The 18,391-nt window shown below is 73.5% G+C and carries 15 protein-coding genes and 1 pseudogene; 12 read left to right on the forward strand and 4 right to left on the reverse strand.

Annotation, left to right across the window (positions count from 1 at the left end; genetic code table 11):
* Position 1 precedes the first annotated feature (1 nt).
* The 4 genes from AB9M23_RS14650 to AB9M23_RS14665 all read left to right on the forward strand — a co-directional run bounded on the left by AB9M23_RS14650 (position 2) and on the right by AB9M23_RS14665 (position 3,719).
* Complete coding sequence (locus tag AB9M23_RS14650) at positions 2 to 907, forward strand: ABC transporter permease (RefSeq protein ID WP_372425299.1); 906 nt, start codon at positions 2 to 4, stop codon at positions 905 to 907.
* On the forward strand, positions 907 to 2,673 hold the full coding sequence (locus tag AB9M23_RS14655) for a dipeptide ABC transporter ATP-binding protein (protein WP_372425300.1): 1,767 nt from the start codon (positions 907 to 909) through the stop codon (positions 2,671 to 2,673). Before AB9M23_RS14650 ends, AB9M23_RS14655 begins: the two co-directional genes overlap by 1 nt.
* Before the next feature lie 200 nt (positions 2,674 to 2,873).
* Entirely contained in the window at positions 2,874 to 3,281 is a 408-nt protein-coding gene (locus tag AB9M23_RS14660) for a septal ring lytic transglycosylase RlpA family protein (RefSeq protein ID WP_372425301.1), read from the forward strand.
* A 111-nt stretch (positions 3,282 to 3,392) separates the two neighbouring features.
* The gene (locus AB9M23_RS14665) at positions 3,393 to 3,719 is read left to right on the forward strand and encodes a hypothetical protein (RefSeq protein ID WP_372425302.1); all 327 of its coding nucleotides are present in this window, start codon (positions 3,393 to 3,395) and stop codon (positions 3,717 to 3,719) included.
* A 29-nt stretch (positions 3,720 to 3,748) separates the two neighbouring features.
* Here the strand turns inward: AB9M23_RS14665 and AB9M23_RS14670 are convergent, their stop codons facing one another.
* Complete coding sequence (locus tag AB9M23_RS14670; RefSeq protein WP_372425303.1) at positions 3,749 to 5,809, reverse strand: multicopper oxidase family protein; 2,061 nt, start codon at positions 5,807 to 5,809, stop codon at positions 3,749 to 3,751.
* A 352-nt stretch (positions 5,810 to 6,161) separates the two neighbouring features.
* Between AB9M23_RS14670 and AB9M23_RS14675 the strand changes: the two are divergent.
* Both AB9M23_RS14675 and AB9M23_RS14680 read left to right on the forward strand, forming a co-directional pair.
* Positions 6,162 to 6,752: pseudogene (locus AB9M23_RS14675) on the forward strand (SspB family protein); the annotation flags it as partial.
* 237 nt (positions 6,753 to 6,989) lie between these two features.
* Entirely contained in the window at positions 6,990 to 7,874 is an 885-nt protein-coding gene (locus tag AB9M23_RS14680) for an N-acetylmuramidase domain-containing protein (RefSeq protein ID WP_372425305.1), read from the forward strand.
* Positions 7,875 to 8,073: 199 nt separating this feature from the next.
* On the opposite strand, the gene AB9M23_RS14685 is transcribed toward AB9M23_RS14680, so the two are convergent.
* Both AB9M23_RS14685 and AB9M23_RS14690 read right to left on the reverse strand, forming a co-directional pair.
* Positions 8,074 to 8,766: a zinc metallopeptidase gene (locus AB9M23_RS14685; RefSeq protein WP_372425306.1), complete on the reverse strand. Its 693-nt coding sequence runs from the start codon at positions 8,764 to 8,766 to the stop codon at positions 8,074 to 8,076.
* A gap of 298 nt (positions 8,767 to 9,064) precedes the next feature.
* Entirely contained in the window at positions 9,065 to 10,282 is a 1,218-nt protein-coding gene (locus AB9M23_RS14690; RefSeq protein WP_372425308.1) for an MFS transporter, read from the reverse strand.
* A gap of 321 nt (positions 10,283 to 10,603) precedes the next feature.
* On the opposite strand from AB9M23_RS14690, the gene AB9M23_RS14695 reads away from it, so the two are divergent.
* A complete protein-coding gene (locus tag AB9M23_RS14695; RefSeq protein WP_372425309.1) occupies positions 10,604 to 10,945 on the forward strand; it encodes a hypothetical protein in 342 nt (113 codons plus the stop codon).
* Positions 10,946 to 11,085: 140 nt separating this feature from the next.
* On the opposite strand, the gene AB9M23_RS14700 is transcribed toward AB9M23_RS14695, so the two are convergent.
* Positions 11,086 to 11,958 carry a LysR family transcriptional regulator gene (locus tag AB9M23_RS14700; protein WP_372425310.1) on the reverse strand — a complete coding sequence of 291 codons (873 nt, stop codon included), beginning with the start codon at positions 11,956 to 11,958 and terminating at the stop codon, positions 11,086 to 11,088.
* Positions 11,959 to 12,065: 107 nt separating this feature from the next.
* Here AB9M23_RS14700 and AB9M23_RS14705 point away from each other — a divergent pair, with 107 nt between their 5' ends.
* The 5 genes from AB9M23_RS14705 to AB9M23_RS14725 all read left to right on the forward strand — a co-directional run bounded on the left by AB9M23_RS14705 (position 12,066) and on the right by AB9M23_RS14725 (position 18,387).
* Positions 12,066 to 13,655, forward strand: coding sequence for a proton-conducting transporter transmembrane domain-containing protein (locus tag AB9M23_RS14705; protein ID WP_372425311.1), 1,590 nt, complete (start codon positions 12,066 to 12,068; stop codon positions 13,653 to 13,655).
* A 16-nt stretch (positions 13,656 to 13,671) separates the two neighbouring features.
* Positions 13,672 to 16,236, forward strand: a complete 2,565-nt coding sequence (locus AB9M23_RS14710; protein ID WP_372425312.1) for a YbcC family protein — start codon at positions 13,672 to 13,674, stop codon at positions 16,234 to 16,236.
* A 127-nt stretch (positions 16,237 to 16,363) separates the two neighbouring features.
* Positions 16,364 to 16,666, forward strand: coding sequence for an aa3-type cytochrome c oxidase subunit IV (locus AB9M23_RS14715; RefSeq protein ID WP_372425313.1), 303 nt, complete (start codon positions 16,364 to 16,366; stop codon positions 16,664 to 16,666).
* 89 nt (positions 16,667 to 16,755) lie between these two features.
* Positions 16,756 to 17,904, forward strand: a complete 1,149-nt coding sequence (locus tag AB9M23_RS14720) for a Re/Si-specific NAD(P)(+) transhydrogenase subunit alpha (RefSeq protein WP_372425314.1) — start codon at positions 16,756 to 16,758, stop codon at positions 17,902 to 17,904.
* A 27-nt stretch (positions 17,905 to 17,931) separates the two neighbouring features.
* Positions 17,932 to 18,387: a proton-translocating transhydrogenase family protein gene (locus AB9M23_RS14725; protein ID WP_372425315.1), complete on the forward strand. Its 456-nt coding sequence runs from the start codon at positions 17,932 to 17,934 to the stop codon at positions 18,385 to 18,387.
* The last annotated feature ends 4 nt before the right edge of the window (positions 18,388 to 18,391 follow it).

Genomic DNA, 18,391 nt, shown 5'->3' on the forward strand with positions numbered 1-18,391 from the left:
CATGCGCGCGCTCCTCCGCGATTCCGAGGCGCTCCACCTCCTCGCCCGCAGCCCGCTCGTGATCGCCTGCGCCCTCGTCGCCGTCGCGATCCTCGCCGGCGCGGCGCTGGCGCCGTGGATCGCGCCGAGCGACCCCTACGACCTCGCGAGCTTCAGCCTGATCGACGCCCTGCGCCCGCCGGTCTTCCAGGAGGGCGCAGACCCGCGCTTCCCGCTCGGCACCGACGACCAGGGCCGCGACATGGTCTCGGCCATCCTCCACGGCGCGCGGCTCTCGCTCGTGATCGGGCTCTCGGCGATGGCCTTCGCGGCCGTGCTCGGCGTCGGGCTCGGCCTCGCGGCGGGGTGGATCGGCGGGCGCTTCGACGCGGTGGTGATGCGCATCGCCGACGTGCAGCTCGCCCTGCCGGCGATCCTCACCGCGCTGCTCATCGACGGCATCGCCCGCGGCGTGCTCCCGCGCGACGCCCAGGAGGAGACCCGCGTCGCGGTGCTGATCGTGGCGATCGGCCTGTCGCTGTGGGTGAACTTCGCCCGCACGGCGCGCGCCTCCACCTTCCGCGCCAGGAACGAGGACTACGTCCAGGCCGCCATCGCCATGGGCGTCCACCCGGCGCGCATCCTCTTCGTGGAGATCCTGCCCAACATCGTCGGCCCGCTGCTCGTCATCGCCACGGTCGACCTCGCCTCGGCGATCCTGCTCGAGGCGACGCTCTCCTTCCTCGGCGTGGGGCTGCCCGCGAGCGCACCCTCGCTGGGCACGCTGATCCGCATCGGCATGCAGTTCCTCCTCTCCGGCGAGTGGTGGATCCTGTGGGTGCCCACGGCCTTCCTCGTCGTGCTCGTCGTCGCCATCAACGTGCTGGGCGACTTCCTGCGCGACGTCTTCAACCCGAGGCTTAGCTGATGCCGGCGCAAGATCGCCTCGAGAGCGACCTCCTGAACGTGGCGGGCCTCACGGTGGAGTTCCCCGGCCGGCGTGGCGTGCTGCGCGCCGTCGAGGACGTCGCCCTGTCGGTCGCGCCGGGCGAGATCCACGGACTCGTGGGCGAGAGCGGGGCCGGCAAGTCCACGATCGCGGCGGCAATCACCGGGCTGCTGCCGGAGCCGGGGCGGATCACGGACGGGCGGGTGCGCCTGGGCGAGACCGACCTCCTCGCGCTCTCCCCCGCCGCCCGCCACGCGGCGCGCGGAAAACGCATCGCGATGATCTTCCAGGACCCGCAGACGAGCCTGAACCCGTTGATGACCATCGAGGCGCAGCTCGTCGAGACGATCCTCGCCCACGAGCCCGGCCTCGGCGAGGCGGCGGCGCGGACGCGGGCGGCCTCCCTCCTCGCCGAGACCGGCATACGCGACGCCGAGCGGCGGATGAAGGCCTATCCGCACCAGTTCTCCGGGGGCATGCGCCAGCGCGTCGTCATCGCGCTCGCCCTGTGCACCAATCCCGAGCTCGTCGTCGCCGACGAGCCGACGACCGCGCTCGACGTCGCCGTGCAGTCGCAGGTGCTGGCGCTGATCCGCCGTCTCGTCGACGAGCGGGGGATCGGCCTCGTGCTGATCACCCACGACATCGGCGTGATCGCGCAGGTGACGGACCGCGTCACCGTCCTGCGCCACGGGCGCGTCGTGGAGGCCGGCCCGACGCGCGACGTCCTCGGCCGGCCGCAGGCGGCCTACACGCGCAGCCTGATGGCCTCGGTCCCGCGGCTCGAGCGCCGGCTCGACCGCTTCCCGCTGATCGCCGTGGACGGCGCGCCCGCGATCGTGCGCCCGGACGTCGCCGAAGAGGCCGAGCGCTGGCTGCGGGCGCATCGCGAGGCCGGCGCCACGCCGCCCGCCGCCGAGGCGCTCGCGGTCGAGGGTCTCGGCGTCGCCTTCCCCGGCCCGCGCCGCGGGCTCTTCCGCAAGGGAGAGCCGATCCGCGCCGTCAGCGACGTCACGCTCGCCCTCCCCCGCGGCTCGGTGCTCGGCCTCGTCGGCGAGAGCGGCTCGGGCAAGTCGACGCTGGCGAAGGCGATCATGGGGCTCGTCGAGCCCACCGCGGGCGTGATGCGCCACGACGGCGCGCCGCTGCCGCCGGGCCGGTCGCGGCCGCGATCGCATCCTGCCCGGCGCGCGATCCAGATGGTGTTCCAGGACCCCTACTCGTCGCTCAATTCCCGCCGGCGCATCGGCGCGATCCTGGCGGAGCCGCTGGCGCTCTACCGGATCGAGCCCGACGCAGCCGCCCGCGACCGGCTCGCGCGGGCCATGCTCGCCCTCGTCGGCCTGCCGGAGGACGCCGCCGAGCGCTATCCGCACCAGTTCTCCGGCGGCCAGCGCCAGCGGATCGCCGTCGCCCGCGCGCTGCTGGCCCGCCCGGACGTGCTCGTGTGCGACGAGCCGACCTCGGCGCTCGACGTCTCGATCCAGGCGCAGGTGCTCAACCTGCTCAAGGACCTGCAGGAGCGTTTCGCGCTCTCGATCCTGTTCATCAGCCACGATCTCGCGGTGGTGCGGCAGATGGCCGATCGCATCGCGGTGATGCGGGACGGGCGGCTCGTCGAGGCCGGGGAGAGCGAGGCGTTCTTCTCCGGTCCGCGGGCGGAGTATTCCCGCACGCTGCTCTCGCTCACGCCCTCGCTGGCCCTCCTCGAGCCCGCCGCCGCCGCAGCTCCCGCTTCCGCCTAGAGACCGCGAACGGGGTTGCGCGGACGGGCGACGCCCCCTGCCGCGAGACCGCGGCCGTTCACGAAATGTGACGCGGCTGCCCGGAAATCGCCCAGAGCGATCCCGATGCGCACCGCATTCGCGCCCGGAACGAACCGTCTTAGGAGCGCGCCGCAAGGCAACCGACGAAGTCCCTCCAGCGAACGGCGACGAACGATCCGATGACGCGCATCCGGCACGCGGCCGCAGCCGCCCTCCTCTCGACCGCCCTCTTCTCCACCCCCCTCCTCGCGCCGCAGGCGCAGGCCCATCCCGTCGGCGGGGCCGCCGGCGCGATCCACGCCGCGACCGTGCACGCCTCCTGGTACGGTCCCGGCTTCCACGGCCGGCGAACCGCGAGCGGCGAGCGCTACGACATGGACGCGCTCACCGCCGCCCACAAGACGCTGCCCTTCGGCACGAAGGTGCGCGTCACCAACGTCGCCAACGGCAGGTCCGTCGTGGTGCGCATCACCGACCGCGGCCCCTTCGTGCGCGGGCGCGAGATCGACCTCTCCCGCGGCGCGGCCCGCGCGGTCGGCATGCTGGCCAGCGGCACCGCGCAGGTGCGCATGGAGGTCCTCGGCTGAGGACCGCTCCCGCCGATGCCGGCCTTCCGCCGGGACGCGGGGCATCGAACCTTTTCGCGCGCGCCACCGACCAAGCCTCCGAGACCGTGACACGCACCCTCGGAGACCACGATGCACCGCGCGCGCAATTCCCTTTCCGTCCTGCCCGGCCCGCTTCCGGCGTCGCCGTTCGCGACCGCGGGCGACCTCCGGCGCGGCCCCGGACCGCGGCATCTCCTTCGGCTCGCCGCCGCCGTCGGGCTCGCCGGCCTCTCCGTGCTCGTCCTGCGCGCCGGGATGCCCGACGCGAGCGCATCCGTCCCGGCGAACGCGCCGATGGTACGGGAGGCGCCGGATACCGTCGCCTGCGACCCCCGCCCGTGGCGGCAGCCGACGGCGATCTGCCGCCAGCCGCTCCCGGACGGGACGGCGTCGCGCCTCGTGCGCATCGTCGGCTGAGACCGCGGCGACGCGAGGCCCGGCCGCGCTCAGTGCGCGCCGTGGCCGCCGTGCCCGCCGTGCCCGCCGCGCATCGCCTTGCCGTCGGCGCCGGGGAGCGCGATCACGACGTTCTGCATCATGCCCTGGTCCTCGTGGTCGAGGATGTGGCAGTGCAGCACGAACTCGCCGATGTAGCGCTGGTAGCGCGTGCGCATGACCACGTCGTAGCCCGGCTTGACGAAGATCGTGTCCCGCCACACGCCCTTCATGCCCGCGTATTGCGGGTCGTCCGGCTCGCCCGTCTCGCTGACGTCGACTCTGTCGGGATTCAGGATCTCCACGATCTGGAACGGGTTGACGTGGATGTGGAAGGGGTGGCCGGCGGCGGGATCGGTGCCCGAGGTCAGCGTCCACTCGTCGACGCCGCCGAGCGTGAGGAGCCGGTCGACGCGGTCGGGATCGTAGGCCTCTCCGTCGATCAGGAAGCCCGTGGGCGTCGTGCTCGTGTCGATGGAGAAGACGAGCTCCTGCGTGCCGGTCACCTCCGACGCGTCGATTGTCGGATGCGGCACGAACTTCGAGAGCCTCAGCCCGTCCACGAGATCGGCGATCACCGCGTCGCGCACGTCCGCCGGCATGGTGCGTTCGGCCGCGGCGACGAGGGCGGCTTCGAGATGGGCCGTCAGGCCCTCGGCATCGGCGGGCACCGCGTCGGCATCCCCCTCGCCGAGCGCGACGTCGACGGCGCCGAGCAGCTGCCGGCTCTCGGCGGCGCCGCTCACCGTCGTCGTCGCCGGCGCCTGCGTGTCGATCACGCAATAGCGGCCCGGCTCGGGGAAGACCACGAGGAGATCGGTGCGGTAGCCCGGCTGGAGCACGCTCGTCGTGCGCGGGTCGATGGCGCCGCGGGTGAGCCCGTCCTCGGCCATGGCGAAGGCGGTCAGGGGTTCGCCGGGGCAGTTCGCCGCCATCCAGTCCTCCTCGTTCCCCGCCGCCGCGTCGAGCGGGCCGGCGTCGACGGCCGCCTTGCGGAACTCGAGCTTCACGGTGTCGCGGATGCCCGCATGCGCGATGCGCCAGCGCTCGATGCGCCCGACCTCGGCACCCGGGAAGGTCGGCAGGATCTCGCCGTTGATCGAGGTGTAGCGGCCCGACGCCTCCCAATCCCCGGGGGAGAAGTTCGCGTAGCCCTCGATGACGCCGGTCTGGCCCGGGTCGCAGCGATAGGTGCCGTCGGGGTTGGTCTCGAGGTTCCCCTGCGCGTCGTAGCAGGCGTACTGGTTCTGCTGGAGCAGCACGAGCCGCTCCGCGTACGGCGCGCCGTCCGCCGCGACGAGGAGCGTGTCGACGTCGCCGTTCGTCTCCGGCGTCGGCAGCCGGTCGCCGCGGACGAGAATGAACCCGGCCATGCCGGACGACACCTGCAGCGCCGTGCTGCCATGCAGGTGCGGGTGGTACCAGAAGGTGCCCGACGGATGGTCGGCGGGGATGTTCCATTCGTACTGGAACGTCACGCCCGGATCGATGGCGATGAGCACGTTGTCGCTGTTGCCGGCGGGCGAGATCCACAGGCCGTGCGAGTGCAGGTTCGTGCGGTTGAAGCAGTGCGGGACGTTGATGTCCTCGATGTCGGCGGGGCAGGACTCGTCGTCGGCCGGCAGCTCGTTGCGCAGCGTCACCCGCACGGTCTCGCCCGGCGTCACCTGGATGGTCGGCCCGGCATGGACAGGCGCGTTCGCCGCCGCCGGCGCTTTGAGATCGACGTAGGCCCGCAGCCGGGTGGCGTCGTCGCGCCCCTCGGCGGGGTCCCAGATCGCGCCGTCGACGTAGCGGATGGCCAGATCGAGCACCGCCTCGCCGGGCGCGACCCGCGCCGTCGGCGCCGGCGGGGCGACGAGGAAGGGCGCGAGCGCGTCCGCGGGCGGCGCCGCGCGCTCCAGCACGGCGTCGGGGATCGCGGGAACGAGGCGCTCGGCGGGCTGGGCGAGGACCGGGCCGAGAGTGGCGGGGGTGAACGCGAGCAGCGCGACCGCGGCGGTGATGGCTCCGGATGCCGCGGCGTGTGCCGTGGCGCGGCGGTGGTCCGCCGTGCTCGATCGATGTCTCATGATGCCCCTCCCTCCAACGGTGGCGCCGGCGAATCGGCCCACTCGACCATCCATGGACGAGCTTGCGCGACCATCGAGGGCAATAGCAATCCGGCGGTGCGCGGAACAAGCCTACGGGCGTGGGGCGCGCGTCGGCGCCTCGCATCGGCGTGCAGGCGGCCCGTCCCGCCCACCGGATCCCGCGACGCCGCCGCCTCCCCTCGACAGCCCGCCCCGCCCCCTCGTCTCCCGAAGAGAGCACCGGATCGGAACGGGCGGCGGCGCGGGCGACCCGCGCCCTCCCCTTCCCTTTCCGGCGAAGACGCGGCATAAGCCGACGACGACAGCACGAGCGGGATACGTCGAGCGCGCCATGACACAAGACCTGATCCGCTACGACCTCCTGGTGCAGGACGCCCTCAAGGGCGTGGTGCGCAAGGTGCTGGCGGACGCCGCGCGCGAGGGCCTGCCCGGCGAGCACCACTTCTACGTCTCCTTCCAGACCGCCTTCCCCGGGGTGCGCCTGTCCTCGCGCATGCGCGAGAAGTACCCGGACACGATGACGATCGTGCTCCAGCACCAGTTCTGGGACCTGATCGTCAACGAGCACGCCTTCGAGGTCGGGCTCTCCTTCGGCGGCGTGCCGGAGCGGCTGCTCGTGCCCTTCGACGCGCTCACCGGCTTCTTCGACCCCTCCGTGCAGTTCGGGCTGAAATTCGAGATCCGGGAGGCCGCACCGGCCCAGGATCCCGCACCCCCCGCGGGTCCCGCGCTGGTCGAGACGCCGCGCCAGCCGGCCCGAGGCGCCGGCTCCGAGCCCGTGGAGACCGAGCCGCGCCGCGCGCCGGCGACGACGCCGCGCATCCCCGCGGCACGCCCCGCCGTCGAGGCGGGCGGTAAGGATGGGGGGAAGAAGGCGGGCAAGGGCGCGGGCAAGGACGAACCGTCGGCCGAGACGCCGTCGCCCGAGACGCCTTCTCGCCGATCGCCCGACACTCCTTCGCCCGAGACTCCCTCGCTGGAGAAGAAGAAGCCCGGGACGGGCGGGCCGTCGAAAAACGATACGGGCGCTGCACCGAGCGGCGCCGAGGTCGTGAGCCTCGACGCGTTCCGCAAGAAGACCTGATTCGTTCACTCTTCGTTCTTGACAGGACGGCATGGCCACGCTAGCGTCTTCGGGCAATCTCGGGAGGCGGGCGGCATGTCCCTGCGAACGATCTCACCAGGCGGCGCGCGCCGTGCCGGCTCGTCCGCGGTGGAGTCCGGGCGGCCGCTGACGCCCTCGGGCTTCGAGGCCGCACGGGAGCGGCTCGGGGTCGCGCCGGCGGTGCTCTGGGCGGTGATGGCAGTGGAGGCGCGCGCCTGCGGCTTCCTGCCGGACCGCAGGCCCGTCATCCTGTTCGAGCGCCACGTCTTCCATCGGCGCACCGGCGGGCGCTTCGACGCGGCGAACCCGTGGATCTCCCACGCCAGGCCCGGCGGCTACGGCGAGCCCGGCGCTGCGCAGCACGCCCGCCTCGCGGCGGCGCTCGCGCTCGATCGCCGCGCCGCGCTGGAGAGTGCGTCCTGGGGGCTCGGCCAGGTGATGGGCTTCAACGCGGCGCCGGCGGGCTTCGCGGACGTCGAGACGCTCGTCGCGGCGATGCGCGCGAGCGAGGACGCGCAGCTCGCCGCCATGGCCGCCTTCATCGCCGCGCGCGGGCTCGCGGCGGCCCTGCGGGCGGGCGACTGGGCGGCCTTCGCCCGCGGCTACAACGGCCCCGCCTTCGCGCGCAACGCCTACGACGTGCGCCTCGCCCGTGCGGCGGAGAAGCTCGCCGTCGGCCCGCTCCCCGATCTCGCCCTGCGCGCGGCGCAGCTGCGCCTCTCCTACGCCGGGTTCGACCCCGGCCCCGTCGACGGCCGGATGGGCCGGCGCACCCGCGCGGCGCTCGCCGCCTTCCGCATGCGCATGGGCGAGCCGGAGCGGGAGGCGACGAACCGCGACTTCGCGGCGGCGGATCTCGCCGCGCTCGAGCGGGCGACGCGGCCTCCGGCGTTCGCCATCGTGGGCGGCGAGCGGGGGACCGGCGAGCGCGCGGCGTGAGGCGCATGGTCGCGGCGACGCGGGTGAGGCGACGCGGGTGAGGCGAGACGGGTGAGGCGAGACGGGTGAGGCGAGACGGGTGGCGTCGCGGCGGAGCGCTGGTGGCGGAGGTACGAGCGGGGCGGAACGCCCCGGTGCGGGCGCCGCGGTGGAGGCCCGCGGTGGAGGCGCCGCTGGAAAGACGGCGCGCGTGCGCGCCTCAGAACCGCAGCACGCGCATCAGCCGCGCGATGTCGAGGAGCGAGACCAACGCGGAGGCGACGTAGGTGAGGGCCGCGGCGCGCAGCACGCTCTTGGCCTTGGGCAGGTCCTCGGCGGGCAGGAAGCCGCCCTTCTCGAGGATCGGCAGGGCGCGCGCGAAGCTGGCGTCGAGCTCGACGGGCAGCGTCAGCACGTGGACGAGCACCCGCGAGCCCATCAGCGCGACCGCGACGCCGATCTGGAGGACGAGGAGGACGGGCGACTTGACGACGAGCATCACGACGGGCGCGAGCGCCAGCACGATCGCCGCGGCGATCTCGATCGACCGCAGCGAGCCCGCGAGCTTCAGGCGCGTGGCGAGGAGGCGGTCGCCGTCGGCGTCCTGCATGGCGTGGGACGCCTCGTGAGCGGCGACCGCCACCGCGGTGATCGAGCGGCCGTCGTGATTGTCGGGGGAGAGCCGCACGACCTTGTCGATGGGGTCGTAGTGGTCGCCACCCGGCGGGGCGAGCTCGACGCGCACGTGCGCGAGCCGCGCCCGGTCGAGCAGGTGCCGCGCGAGCTCGCCCCCGGTACCGGGGAAGTCCGCCCGCTCGACCGCGTGCGCGCGCATGACCCGGCGCACCCACCATTGCGGCAGGACGATCGCGGAGAGGAGAACGAGACCGAGGAAGCCGAGGACGAGCGCCATGGGACCAATCTAGGCGCGCCGCGCGCGTTCGGGGAGTGGGTCCCGGCTGCGACCGAACGCGCCCGGCGTCCGCGACGAGGGCCGTCGATGCGATCCGACGGGCGAGCGAGAGGCGTTCGGGCGCGCGACGGAGGGGCGGCGCAATCCCGCGCCGAAGGCGTTCGGCGACAGACGCGTCGGCCGTGGCGAGGCCGATACGGTCGTATTCGTCTCCACCGCGCGAGAGCTCCTCGGCATCTCGACGCCATCATGCGGGGCGCAACGCCACGGCGAACGCGAGACGCCCGACGGCAGTCGTTCACCCTTCGCGCGCGGCGAGCGCCGCCGACGCCGTGCGGCGGTGCGCCGAGAGGATGCGGAAGCTCTCGAAGCCCGCCGCCATGATCGCCACCGCGCCGAACGCGGCCGGGAAGGCCGTGCGCACGTCGGTCAGCTCGGCCAGCGTCCCAACGGTGAAGGAGGCGACCTGACCGCCGAGGGTGAGGCTCACCACCATCACCGCGGAGAAGGTCGCCGCGCGGGCCGGGTCGCCGTCCATGGCGAGGCCGAGGAACACCGGCAGCATGGCGCCGATGCCCATCCCCAGCGCCACGTTGGCCGCGAGGAGCGTCGCTTCGCCCGGCGCGACCAGCATCGCCGCGTGCCCGGCGAGCGCCGCCGCGAGGAGCAGGCGCACCGCGAGTGCCGAGCGCATCCGGTCGCCGAGCGCGATTGCCGCCACGCGCGCCGCGACCATGCCCGCCGTGAAGGCGGCGAGCGCGATCCGCGCGAAGGCGCCGTCGATGCCCGCGGCGAGGGCCCAGGTGACGAACCAGACGTGCTGCGACCATTCGGTCGCGCCGAGCCCGAACGAGCCCGCCGCGAGCGCGATCAGCGGCGGCCCGTCCCGGCCGCGGGGGCGCGCGGCCGTCGGCGCCGCTGCGGGCTTCGCCGTCGCGCCCCCCGCTTCGCGTCCCACGCCCGCTCTGCCGCCGAAGGCGAAGGCGATCGCGCCGGCGAGGAAGGCGGCGCCGATCACGACGAAGGTCACGCGCCAGGACGCGTCCGCCGCGACGAGCCCGACCACGAGCAGCGGCGCGACGATGTTGCCGCCGCTGAAGACGAGGTCGAGCACGCCGAGCGCGGAGGTCCGGCGCGCGGGGAAGAGCGCGCCGAACAGCGTGTGCGAGGCGGTGAACACCGCCCCGCCGAACAGGCCGAGGGCCGCGTAGAGGCCTGCGAAGATCGCGAAGGTCGGCGCCTGCGCCTGGACGAGCGCGGCGACGCCGGTCGCGGCCGAGAGGACGAGCAGCAGCCGGTGCGCGGGGGCGAGCCGCAGCAGCCGCTCCGCGGCGGCCGACCCGATCGCGAAGCCGAAGGACCACACGACGAAGATCAGCCCCGCCTCGAAGGAGGAGAGCGACAGCTCGGCGACGACCTCGGGCAGGATCGACCCGACGAGGACGCCGAGCACGCCCCAGACGAAGAACGAGAACGCGACGGCCGCTGCGAGGGGGAGGACGTGCTTATCGGTCAAAGCGAACCACCGTTTTCAGTCCCAGGCGCGCGGACATCGGCGCACCACGTCGCAGCACTCGAAAGTCGTCGGCCTGGAGATGCATGGGCTCAGGGTTGCGTCGACGATCGCCCCATCATCGACCGGCGTCAACCCGGCGCAGCTCGTCTCGCGATGTTCAACGGGAAAACGAACATTCGTCGAATACGCACTCCCGCGGGCCTCGATAAAGTGCGGCGTCATGCCGCGCCGCTCGGCATCGGAATTCGCTTGGCGGTCCGGATCATGTTCCCCCTGCCGCCGTTGTCGAGCCCAACCTGCTCAAAGCGAGAGGCACCCCTGATGTCCCGCGCCGCAAACCGCCTCGCCGTCCGGCCGGCCCCCATCCCGCCCCGTGCCCCGCGCAGGCGGCTCGTCCCGCGCTCGATGCGCCTCGCGTCCGGCATCGTCATCGCCGGGTTGACGGCCTTCGCGCTGCGTACCGCCACCGCGGAGGCGGAGGGGAGCGAGATCGCCCCGCCTCCGGCGAGCGTCGAGACCGCCGCCCTCGCCGATCGAGCGCCGGTCGCAGCCTCCGACTGTGCGGCGCTGCCGCACCTGCAGATCGCGCCCGTGTGCGTCCAGCGCCTCGACGACGGCACGCCGCGCCTCGTGCGGGTCGTCTCGGCGGTGGCAGCCCGATGAGGCCGTCCGTCTCCGCGGGCGCCGTGACACCCGTCACCGGCGGTCCCCGCTGGACCCGCGCCGCGGTCGGGTTCCTCGCATCGCAAGGGGCGATGGTCGCCGTCGCCGTCCTGCTCTAGGGCGTCGGCTGACGCGGCTCCTCAGCCGTCGAGCAGCTCCCGTATGAGCGGGTTGGGAAACCGTCGCCTCAGCGTGATCGCGTAGAACCCCTCGGACAGCCGCGGCACCCGGGCGCGCTCGACCAGCGCGCCGCTCTCCAGCTCATCGCGCACGACGATGGGCGGGACGAGGGTGAGGCCGTCGCTCTCGCGGGCGAGGAGGCGCAGCATCGCCATGTCGTCGACCTCCGCGAGGATCGTCGGGCGCACCCGGGCGGCGTCGCAGATTCGGTCGAAGGCCAGGCGGATCTCGCTCTCGGCGGAAGGCAGCACCATCGGCGCGCCGTCGAGGTCCTCGGGCACGCGCAGGGCGCCGTCGCCCGCCACCGGATGGCCGACGATGGAGACCGGCTGCTCGTCGAGGAGGCGGCTCTCGCGCGGGGCGGCGGCGTCGCGCGGCGCGGGGGCGTTGGCGAGCACGAGGTCGAGCTCGTGCGTGTCGAGCCGCGCCAGCAGTTCCCGCAGCGTGCCCGAGCGTAGCACGAGGTCGACGTCGGCGCGGCCGAAGAGCGGGCGCAGCAGCCCGAGCTGGAAGTTGCGCGAGAGCGTGGCGATCGCCCCGATCCGCAGGGCGCGACGCGTGCCGCCGGGGCGCTCGGCGAGCGTCGAGACCAGCTCGTCCCCCGTCTCGAACACGCTCTTCGCATAGTCGAGCGCGATGCGCCCCGCCTCGGTGAGCTCGAGCCGCTTGCCGGTGCGGGTGAACAGCGGGTGGCCGAGCTGCTCCTCCAGCGATCGCAGCTGCACCGAGAGCGCCGACTGCGAGACGTTGAGCCGCCGCGCGGCGCGGGTGAGCCCGCCCTCGTTGGCGATGGTCCAGAAGTAGCGCAGGTGGTGGTAGTTCAGGGCGGCCATGCGATCGTTCTACTGAAACGAACGTAATCTTGCAATCTTTGAATTTTTAAGAAGCAACCGCTCCCCCTATATCCGGACGCCAGACCCGCTGCTCCGGAGAAACGCGTATGACGGCCCTGCTCGCCTGGCTCGCCGCGATCGGCCCCGCCGCCCTCGTCCTCGTCGGCCTGATCCCGACCGCCCGCGCCAATGCCGACCCGCGCGGCACCGCGCGCCGGGCCCGCCTCGCCGCCCTCGTCGCGCTCGCCGCGAGCCTGGCGACGGGCCTCGCGGTGATCCTCGCGGGGCCGCTCTACACGGGCACGCTGGGCATCGCCGGCGCGGGCCTGGCGCTCTACGCGGACGCGTTCTCGGCGATCATGCTGGTGCTCGTCTCCTTCGTCGGCGCCATCGTCGTCGCCTACTCGAAGAACTACCTCGACGGCGACCCGAACCAGGGGCGCTTCTTCAAGCGGCTGTGCCTGACCCTCGCCGCGGCGCTCTTGATGATGGGCGCGGGCAACGTGCTCCAGCTCGTGCTGGCCTGGATCGCGACGAGCCTCGCGCTGCATCAGCTCCTCGTCTTCTACAAGGACCGGCCGCAGGCCGTGCTCGCCGCACGCAAGAAGGCGCTGGCGAGCCGCGCGGGCGACGTCGCGCTGGTCCTCGCCGCCGTCATCGTGCTCTTCGTCTTCGGCACGTTGGAGATCCCCGTCCTCCTCGCGGAGGCGACGGCGATGGCGCAGGCGGGGGAGGTGCCCGCCATCATGCACCTCGCCGTGCTGCTCATCGTCGTGGCGGCGCTCGTGAAGTCGGCCCAGTTCCCGGTCCACGGCTGGCTCGGCGAGGTGATGGAGACGCCGACCCCGGTCTCGGCGCTGCTCCACGCCGGCATCATCAACGGCGGCGGCTTCCTGGTGGTGCGGCTCTCCCCGCTCGTCGTCCTCTCCGCGCCCTCGATGGACGTGCTCGCGCTCGTCGGTGGCTTCACCGCGCTGTTCGGCTCGCTCGTGATGCTGACCGTGCCCAGCGTGAAGGTCGCGCTCGCCTACTCCACCATCGGCCAGATGGGCTTCATGCTGCTGCAATGCGGGCTCGGCGCCTTCTCGGCGGCGGCGCTGCACATCGTGGCGCACGCCCTCTACAAGGCCCACGCCTTCCTCTCCTCGGGCTCGGCGGTCGAGACGATCCGCGCCGCGCTGCCGCCGCAGGAGGCGAAGATGCCGAACCCGGCCGTCTACGGCGGCGCGCTCGCCGCCGCGGTGGCGCTCACCCTCGCGATCGGCGCGGTGTTCGGGCACGGCGTGCTCGACAACCCCGGCGCCTTCGCGCTCGCCGCCGTCGTGGCGCTCGGCGTCGCCCACTATCTCGCGACCGTCCTCTCGGGCGAGAACGCGGTGAAGGCGCTCGGCGCGGCGGTGGCGACCGCGGGCCTCGTGGTCGTGGCCTACTACGGGCTCCAGACCGGGGCCGCCCGGCTGCTGGCCGGCGCGGTCGCGCCGAGCCTGCCGCTCGCAGGCGCCTTCGACGGCTTCGTCGTGACCCTCGTCGTCGTCTCCTTCGCCGCCGCCCTCGCCGTGCAGAGCTGGGCCCCGGCGCTCGCGAAGCACCGGCCCTTCGCGGCGCTCTACGTCCACATCGCCAACGGCTTCTACGTGAACGCCTACGCCACCCGCCTCGCCGCCCGGCTCGCGCCGGTGACGGTCGCGAAGTCCTGATCCGGAGGCTCCCCCGATGACCAAGACAACCACCGCCGACCTCTCCTCCGGCAAGGCCGCGCTCGCCCGCGCGGAGGCCGTCGAGGCCCGCGAGACGCCCGTCTCGCTGGCGAGCCTCGAGGCCGACGTCGCGACCGCCTGCGGCCGCATCGCGCCCCTGTGGCCCTTGAAGCACTTCGTGGCGGTCAACCCCTATCTCGGATTGACCGTGCAGAGCTTCGCCGAGGCCGCGAGCACGCTGGCGCGGGTCTCCGGCGCGCGCATGACGCTGCCGCGGTCCCACTACGCCGCCAGGCACGCGGCCGGCGCGATCGCCGACGCGGACCTCGCCGAGGCCCTGCGGGCGGCCGGCGCGGGCAAGGTGCCCGGCGTGCCGGCGGACCTCGCCGCGCTGAAGGCGAAGATGGCGCAGGACGTGCCGCCCCGCGCCCTCGCCCTCACCGCCGCCGAGGCGATCGACGTGGCGACCGGGCGCGACCCGGCGGTCGGCGCCGCCGCGCTCGTCGTCGAGGAGATCTCGAAGACCTGCGCGCGGGTCTTCGACGAGGGCCAGGCGCTCTGGCGCGCGCCCTACCGCGAGCGGGGCCTCCATGCAGCCTGGCGGGCGCAGGCCGCTTTCGACCGCACGCCCGAGGTATTGGGCTTTCCGGGCTTCCGCCGGGCGCTCGCCGCGCTGCCGGAGGACGCCGACGGCGCCATCGCGGCGGCCGTCTCCGCGCTCGGCGTGCCGGAGGCGGCGCGGGCGGACTACCTGCACCGGGCGCTCGTGACCATCAACGGCTGGGCCTCCTACGCGCGCTATCTCGTCTGGAACGCCGAGCTCCACGGTGGCGGCGATCCTGTCCTGAAGGAGCTCCTCGCCATCCGGCTCTCCTACGACGCGGCGCTGCTCTCGGTGACGCCGCAGGCGCAGGCCGCCTGGCGGGACGCGCTCGCGCGGATGAGCGCGCCGCGCACGCTCGATCCCGAGCGGGTCGTCGACGCGATCCTGCAGGACGCCGCCGAGATCGCCCGCCGGCGCGGGCTCGTGGCGCGGATCGTCGAGGCCAACCGCGCGCGCGAGGGCGCTTCGGCGACGGCCGCCGAGCGTCCGTCCGTCCAGGCGGCCTTCTGCATCGACGTGCGCTCGGAGGTGTTCCGGCGCGCGCTGGAGACGGTGGCGCCGGACGTGCAGACGATCGGGTTCGCCGGCTTCTTCGGTCTCTCCATCGAATACGTGCCCTTCGGCCGGCGCAAGGGCGGGGCGCAGTGCCCGGTGCTGCTGAAGCCCTCCTTCGTCGTCTGCGAGGAGGTCGGCGGCGCGGGCGCGGGCGAGAACGCAGAGATCGCCGGGCGGCGGCGGCTGCGCCACGAGGCGGCGAAGGCGTGGAAGACCTTCAAGCAGTCGGCGGTCTCCTCCTTCGCCTACGTCGAGGCCGCGGGCCTCCTGTTCGCCGGCAAGCTCGTCGGCGATACGCTGGGCCGCACCCGGCCGGTGACGCACCCCGCCGTCGACGGGCTCGACGCCGACGCGGCGGCGCGGCTCGGGCCGACGCTGGCGGGGAGCGAGATCGACGGCCGGCTCGCCGGCATCCCGGTCGAGCAGCGGATCGCGACCGCGCAGGTCGTGCTCGAGGCGATGTCGATGACCGGCCCCTTCGCCCGGCTGATCGTGCTCGCCGGCCACGGCTCGTCGACCGTCAACAACCCGCACGCGTCCGGCCTCGATTGCGGCGCCTGCGGCGGCCACACCGGCGAGGCGAACGCCCGCGTGACGGCGGCGATCCTCAACGATCCCGCCGTGCGCGCGGCGCTGAAGGAGGCGGGTCGGGGCCTGCCTGACGACACCTGGTTCGTCCCCGCGCTCCACGACACCACGACCGACGAGGTCCGGCTCTACGATACCGGCATCCTGCCGGCGTCCCACACCGGCGATGTGGCCCGGCTCGAGGCGCAGCTCGCGCAGGCGGGCGCGCTGACGCGACTCGAGCGCGCGGCGCTGCTCGCGCTCGACGCGCCCGGCGCGGACGTCGATCGCCAGGTGCTGGCGCGGTCGAAGGACTGGTCGCAGGTGCGTCCCGAATGGGGTCTCGCCGGCTGCGCCGCCTTCGTCGCCGCGCCGAGGGCGCGCACGCGCGGTGTCGATCTCGGCGGACGCGCGTTCCTGCACGACTACGATTGGCGGGCGGACGAGGGCTTCGGCATCCTCGAGTTGATCATGACGGCGCCGATGGTCGTCGCCTCCTGGATCAGCCTCCAGTATTATGGCTCGTCGGTCGACAACCGGGCCTTCGGCTCGGGCAACAAGGTGCTGCACAACGTCGTCGGCGGGCTCGGCGTGCTCGAGGGCAACGGCGGCGACCTCAAGGTCGGCCTGCCGCTGCAATCGGTCCACGACGGCGCCCGGCTCGTGCACGAGCCGCTGCGGCTGGACGTCTTCATCGAGGCGCCGATCGAGGAGATGAACCGCATCATTGCCAAGCACGAGGGCGTGCGCCGGCTCGTCGACAACGGCTGGCTCCGGCTCCTCCAGCTCGACGACGAGGGCCGGACCGTGCGCCGCTACGTCGGCGGGCTCGCCTGGGAGACGCTCGACGCCTGAGGCCGAGGGCGCCGCCCGCGTCGCCGACGCCCGCGTTTCCCCCGGTGGCATCTTCCATTGACGCATTGCGGCGCGCCCGCGCTTCGGCTAAAGCCGAGGTCGTTTGCGTGGAAGGATGACCAGGAACATGGCGACGATGGCTCACGACCAGCGTAACCCGAACGAGGGCTACCGCCCCGAGATGGACGGCGAGACCCACGAGCAGACCTACGACGGCTTCATCGTCTTCACGACGATCACATCGCTCGTCGTGATCGCCTGGGTGCTCGCGCTGGCGCTCGGCGGGATCAAGGAGGCCTGGCTCACCGGCATCCTCGGCGTCGTCGCCTCGATGATCGCCGGCGGCATCGGCGCGCTGTTCCCCCGCGTGGGCTGGCGCGCGCCGGCCGTCGTGGTCGGCCTGATGCTCGTCGCCTTCGTCCTGGCCTGAACCATCCGCGCGGGCGCGCCGCGCGGCCGGTCCGGCCCCGCGATCGCGCCCCGCTCACCCGCAGAACGACGTCACAGGGGGGAGAGGGCATGCGCATCGCCGTCCTCACGGAAACGGACGCCAACGAGGCCCGCGTCGCCGCGACGCCCGACACGGTGAAGAAGCTCGTCGGGCTCGGCGCCACGGTCGTGATCCAGTCCGGTGCCGGCGCCGGCTCGGGCCTGAAGGACGCCGACTTCGAGGCCGCCGGCGCGACGATCGCGCCGGACGCCGCCGCCGCAGCGGGCGATGCGGACGCCGTGCTCCTCGTGCGCCGCCCCGAGGGCGAGCGCCTCGCCGCCATCCGGGAGGGCGCCGTCGTCGTCGCGACGATGGACCCCTACGGCAACGAGGCCGCGCTCCAGGCCATGGCCGAGAAGAGGCTCTCCGCCTTCTCGATGGAGCTGATGCCGCGCATCACCCGTGCGCAGGTGATGGACGTGCTCTCCTCGCAGGCGAACCTCGCGGGCTACCGCTCCGTGATCGACGCCTCCGCCGTCTACGGCCGCGCCATGCCGATGATGATGACGGCGGCGGGCACCGTTCCCGCGGCGCGCGTCTTCGTGATGGGCGCGGGCGTGGCCGGCCTCCAGGCGATCGCGACCGCGCGGCGCCTGGGCGCGGTGGTCTCCGCCACCGACGTGCGGCCCGCCTCGAAGGAGCAGGTCGAATCGCTCGGCGCGAAGTTCGTCGCGGTGGAGGACGAAGAGTTCAAGCAGGCCGAGACCGCCGGCGGCTACGCCAAGGAGATGTCGGCGGAATACAAGGCCAAGCAGGCCGAGCTCGTCGCCGCCCACATCGCCAAGCAGGACATCGTGATCACCACCGCGCTGATCCCGGGCCGCCCCGCGCCGAAGCTCGTGACCAAGGCGATGGTCGAGACGATGCGCGCGGGGTCGGTGATCGTCGACCTCGCGGTCGAGCGCGGCGGCAATTGCGAGCTCTCGCGGCCGGGCGAGGTCGTCGACCACGACGGCGTGAAGATCGTCGGCTACCTCAACGTCCCGGGCCGCCTCGCGGCCACCGCGTCCAGCCTCTACGCCAAGAACCTGCTCGCCTTCGTCGAGACCATGGTCGACAAGGAGAAGAAGGCGCTGGCACCGAACTGGGACGACGAGCTCGTCAAGGCGACGCTGCTGACGCGCGACGGCGCGATCGTCCACCCGAGCTTCCAGCCGCAGCCGCAGCCCGCCGCCTGACGGCGGGACGACAGATTGGGGACAGGAATGGCCACTCTCACTCCCGAGCAGGCGCTCGACCGGGCCCAGGCCGCTGCGGAAGCCGCGCGCGAGGCCGCCACCGCGGCGCAGTCCTATGCCGACATGATCGCTTCCGACATGGTGGCGAACGGCGTCGCCGCCGCCACCGGCGGGGCGGTGGACCCCACCGTGTTCCGGTTCGCGATCTTCGTGCTGGCGATCTTCGTGGGCTACTACGTGGTCTGGTCGGTCACGCCCGCGCTGCACACCCCGCTGATGTCCGTGACGAACGCGATCTCCTCGGTGATCGTGGTCGGCGCGCTGCTCGCGGTCGGCGTCCAGGTGGCCGACGTCGCCTCCTCCGGGGCCGCCTGGGGGGCGACGGTGCTCGGCTTCATCGCCCTCGTGCTCGCCTCGGTGAACATCTTCGGCGGGTTCCTCGTCACGGCGCGGATGCTCGCCATGTACAAGAAGAAGGGCTGAGGCG

Origin of the sequence: Salinarimonas chemoclinalis (assembly GCF_041514305.1) — a bacterium.
Taxonomy (GTDB): domain Bacteria; phylum Pseudomonadota; class Alphaproteobacteria; order Rhizobiales; family Beijerinckiaceae; genus Salinarimonas; species Salinarimonas chemoclinalis.

Bases quoted from the DNA above. Each gene is read 5' to 3' on its own strand.
- AB9M23_RS14650 (WP_372425299.1), top strand. From the start codon at position 2: ATGCGCGCGCTCCTCCGCGATTCCGAGGCGCTCCACCTCCTCGCCCGC.
- AB9M23_RS14655 (WP_372425300.1), top strand. From the start codon at position 907: ATGCCGGCGCAAGATCGCCTCGAGAGCGACCTCCTGAACGTGGCGGGC.
- AB9M23_RS14660 (WP_372425301.1), top strand. From the start codon at position 2,874: ATGACGCGCATCCGGCACGCGGCCGCAGCCGCCCTCCTCTCGACCGCC.
- AB9M23_RS14665 (WP_372425302.1), top strand. From the start codon at position 3,393: ATGCACCGCGCGCGCAATTCCCTTTCCGTCCTGCCCGGCCCGCTTCCG.
- AB9M23_RS14670 (WP_372425303.1), bottom strand. From the start codon at position 5,809: ATGAGACATCGATCGAGCACGGCGGACCACCGCCGCGCCACGGCACAC.
- AB9M23_RS14680 (WP_372425305.1), top strand. From the start codon at position 6,990: ATGTCCCTGCGAACGATCTCACCAGGCGGCGCGCGCCGTGCCGGCTCG.
- AB9M23_RS14685 (WP_372425306.1), bottom strand. From the start codon at position 8,766: ATGGCGCTCGTCCTCGGCTTCCTCGGTCTCGTTCTCCTCTCCGCGATC.
- AB9M23_RS14695 (WP_372425309.1), top strand. From the start codon at position 10,604: ATGTCCCGCGCCGCAAACCGCCTCGCCGTCCGGCCGGCCCCCATCCCG.
- AB9M23_RS14700 (WP_372425310.1), bottom strand. From the start codon at position 11,958: ATGGCCGCCCTGAACTACCACCACCTGCGCTACTTCTGGACCATCGCC.
- AB9M23_RS14705 (WP_372425311.1), top strand. From the start codon at position 12,066: ATGACGGCCCTGCTCGCCTGGCTCGCCGCGATCGGCCCCGCCGCCCTC.
- AB9M23_RS14710 (WP_372425312.1), top strand. From the start codon at position 13,672: ATGACCAAGACAACCACCGCCGACCTCTCCTCCGGCAAGGCCGCGCTC.
- AB9M23_RS14715 (WP_372425313.1), top strand. From the start codon at position 16,364: ATGGCGACGATGGCTCACGACCAGCGTAACCCGAACGAGGGCTACCGC.
- AB9M23_RS14720 (WP_372425314.1), top strand. From the start codon at position 16,756: ATGCGCATCGCCGTCCTCACGGAAACGGACGCCAACGAGGCCCGCGTC.
- AB9M23_RS14725 (WP_372425315.1), top strand. From the start codon at position 17,932: ATGGCCACTCTCACTCCCGAGCAGGCGCTCGACCGGGCCCAGGCCGCT.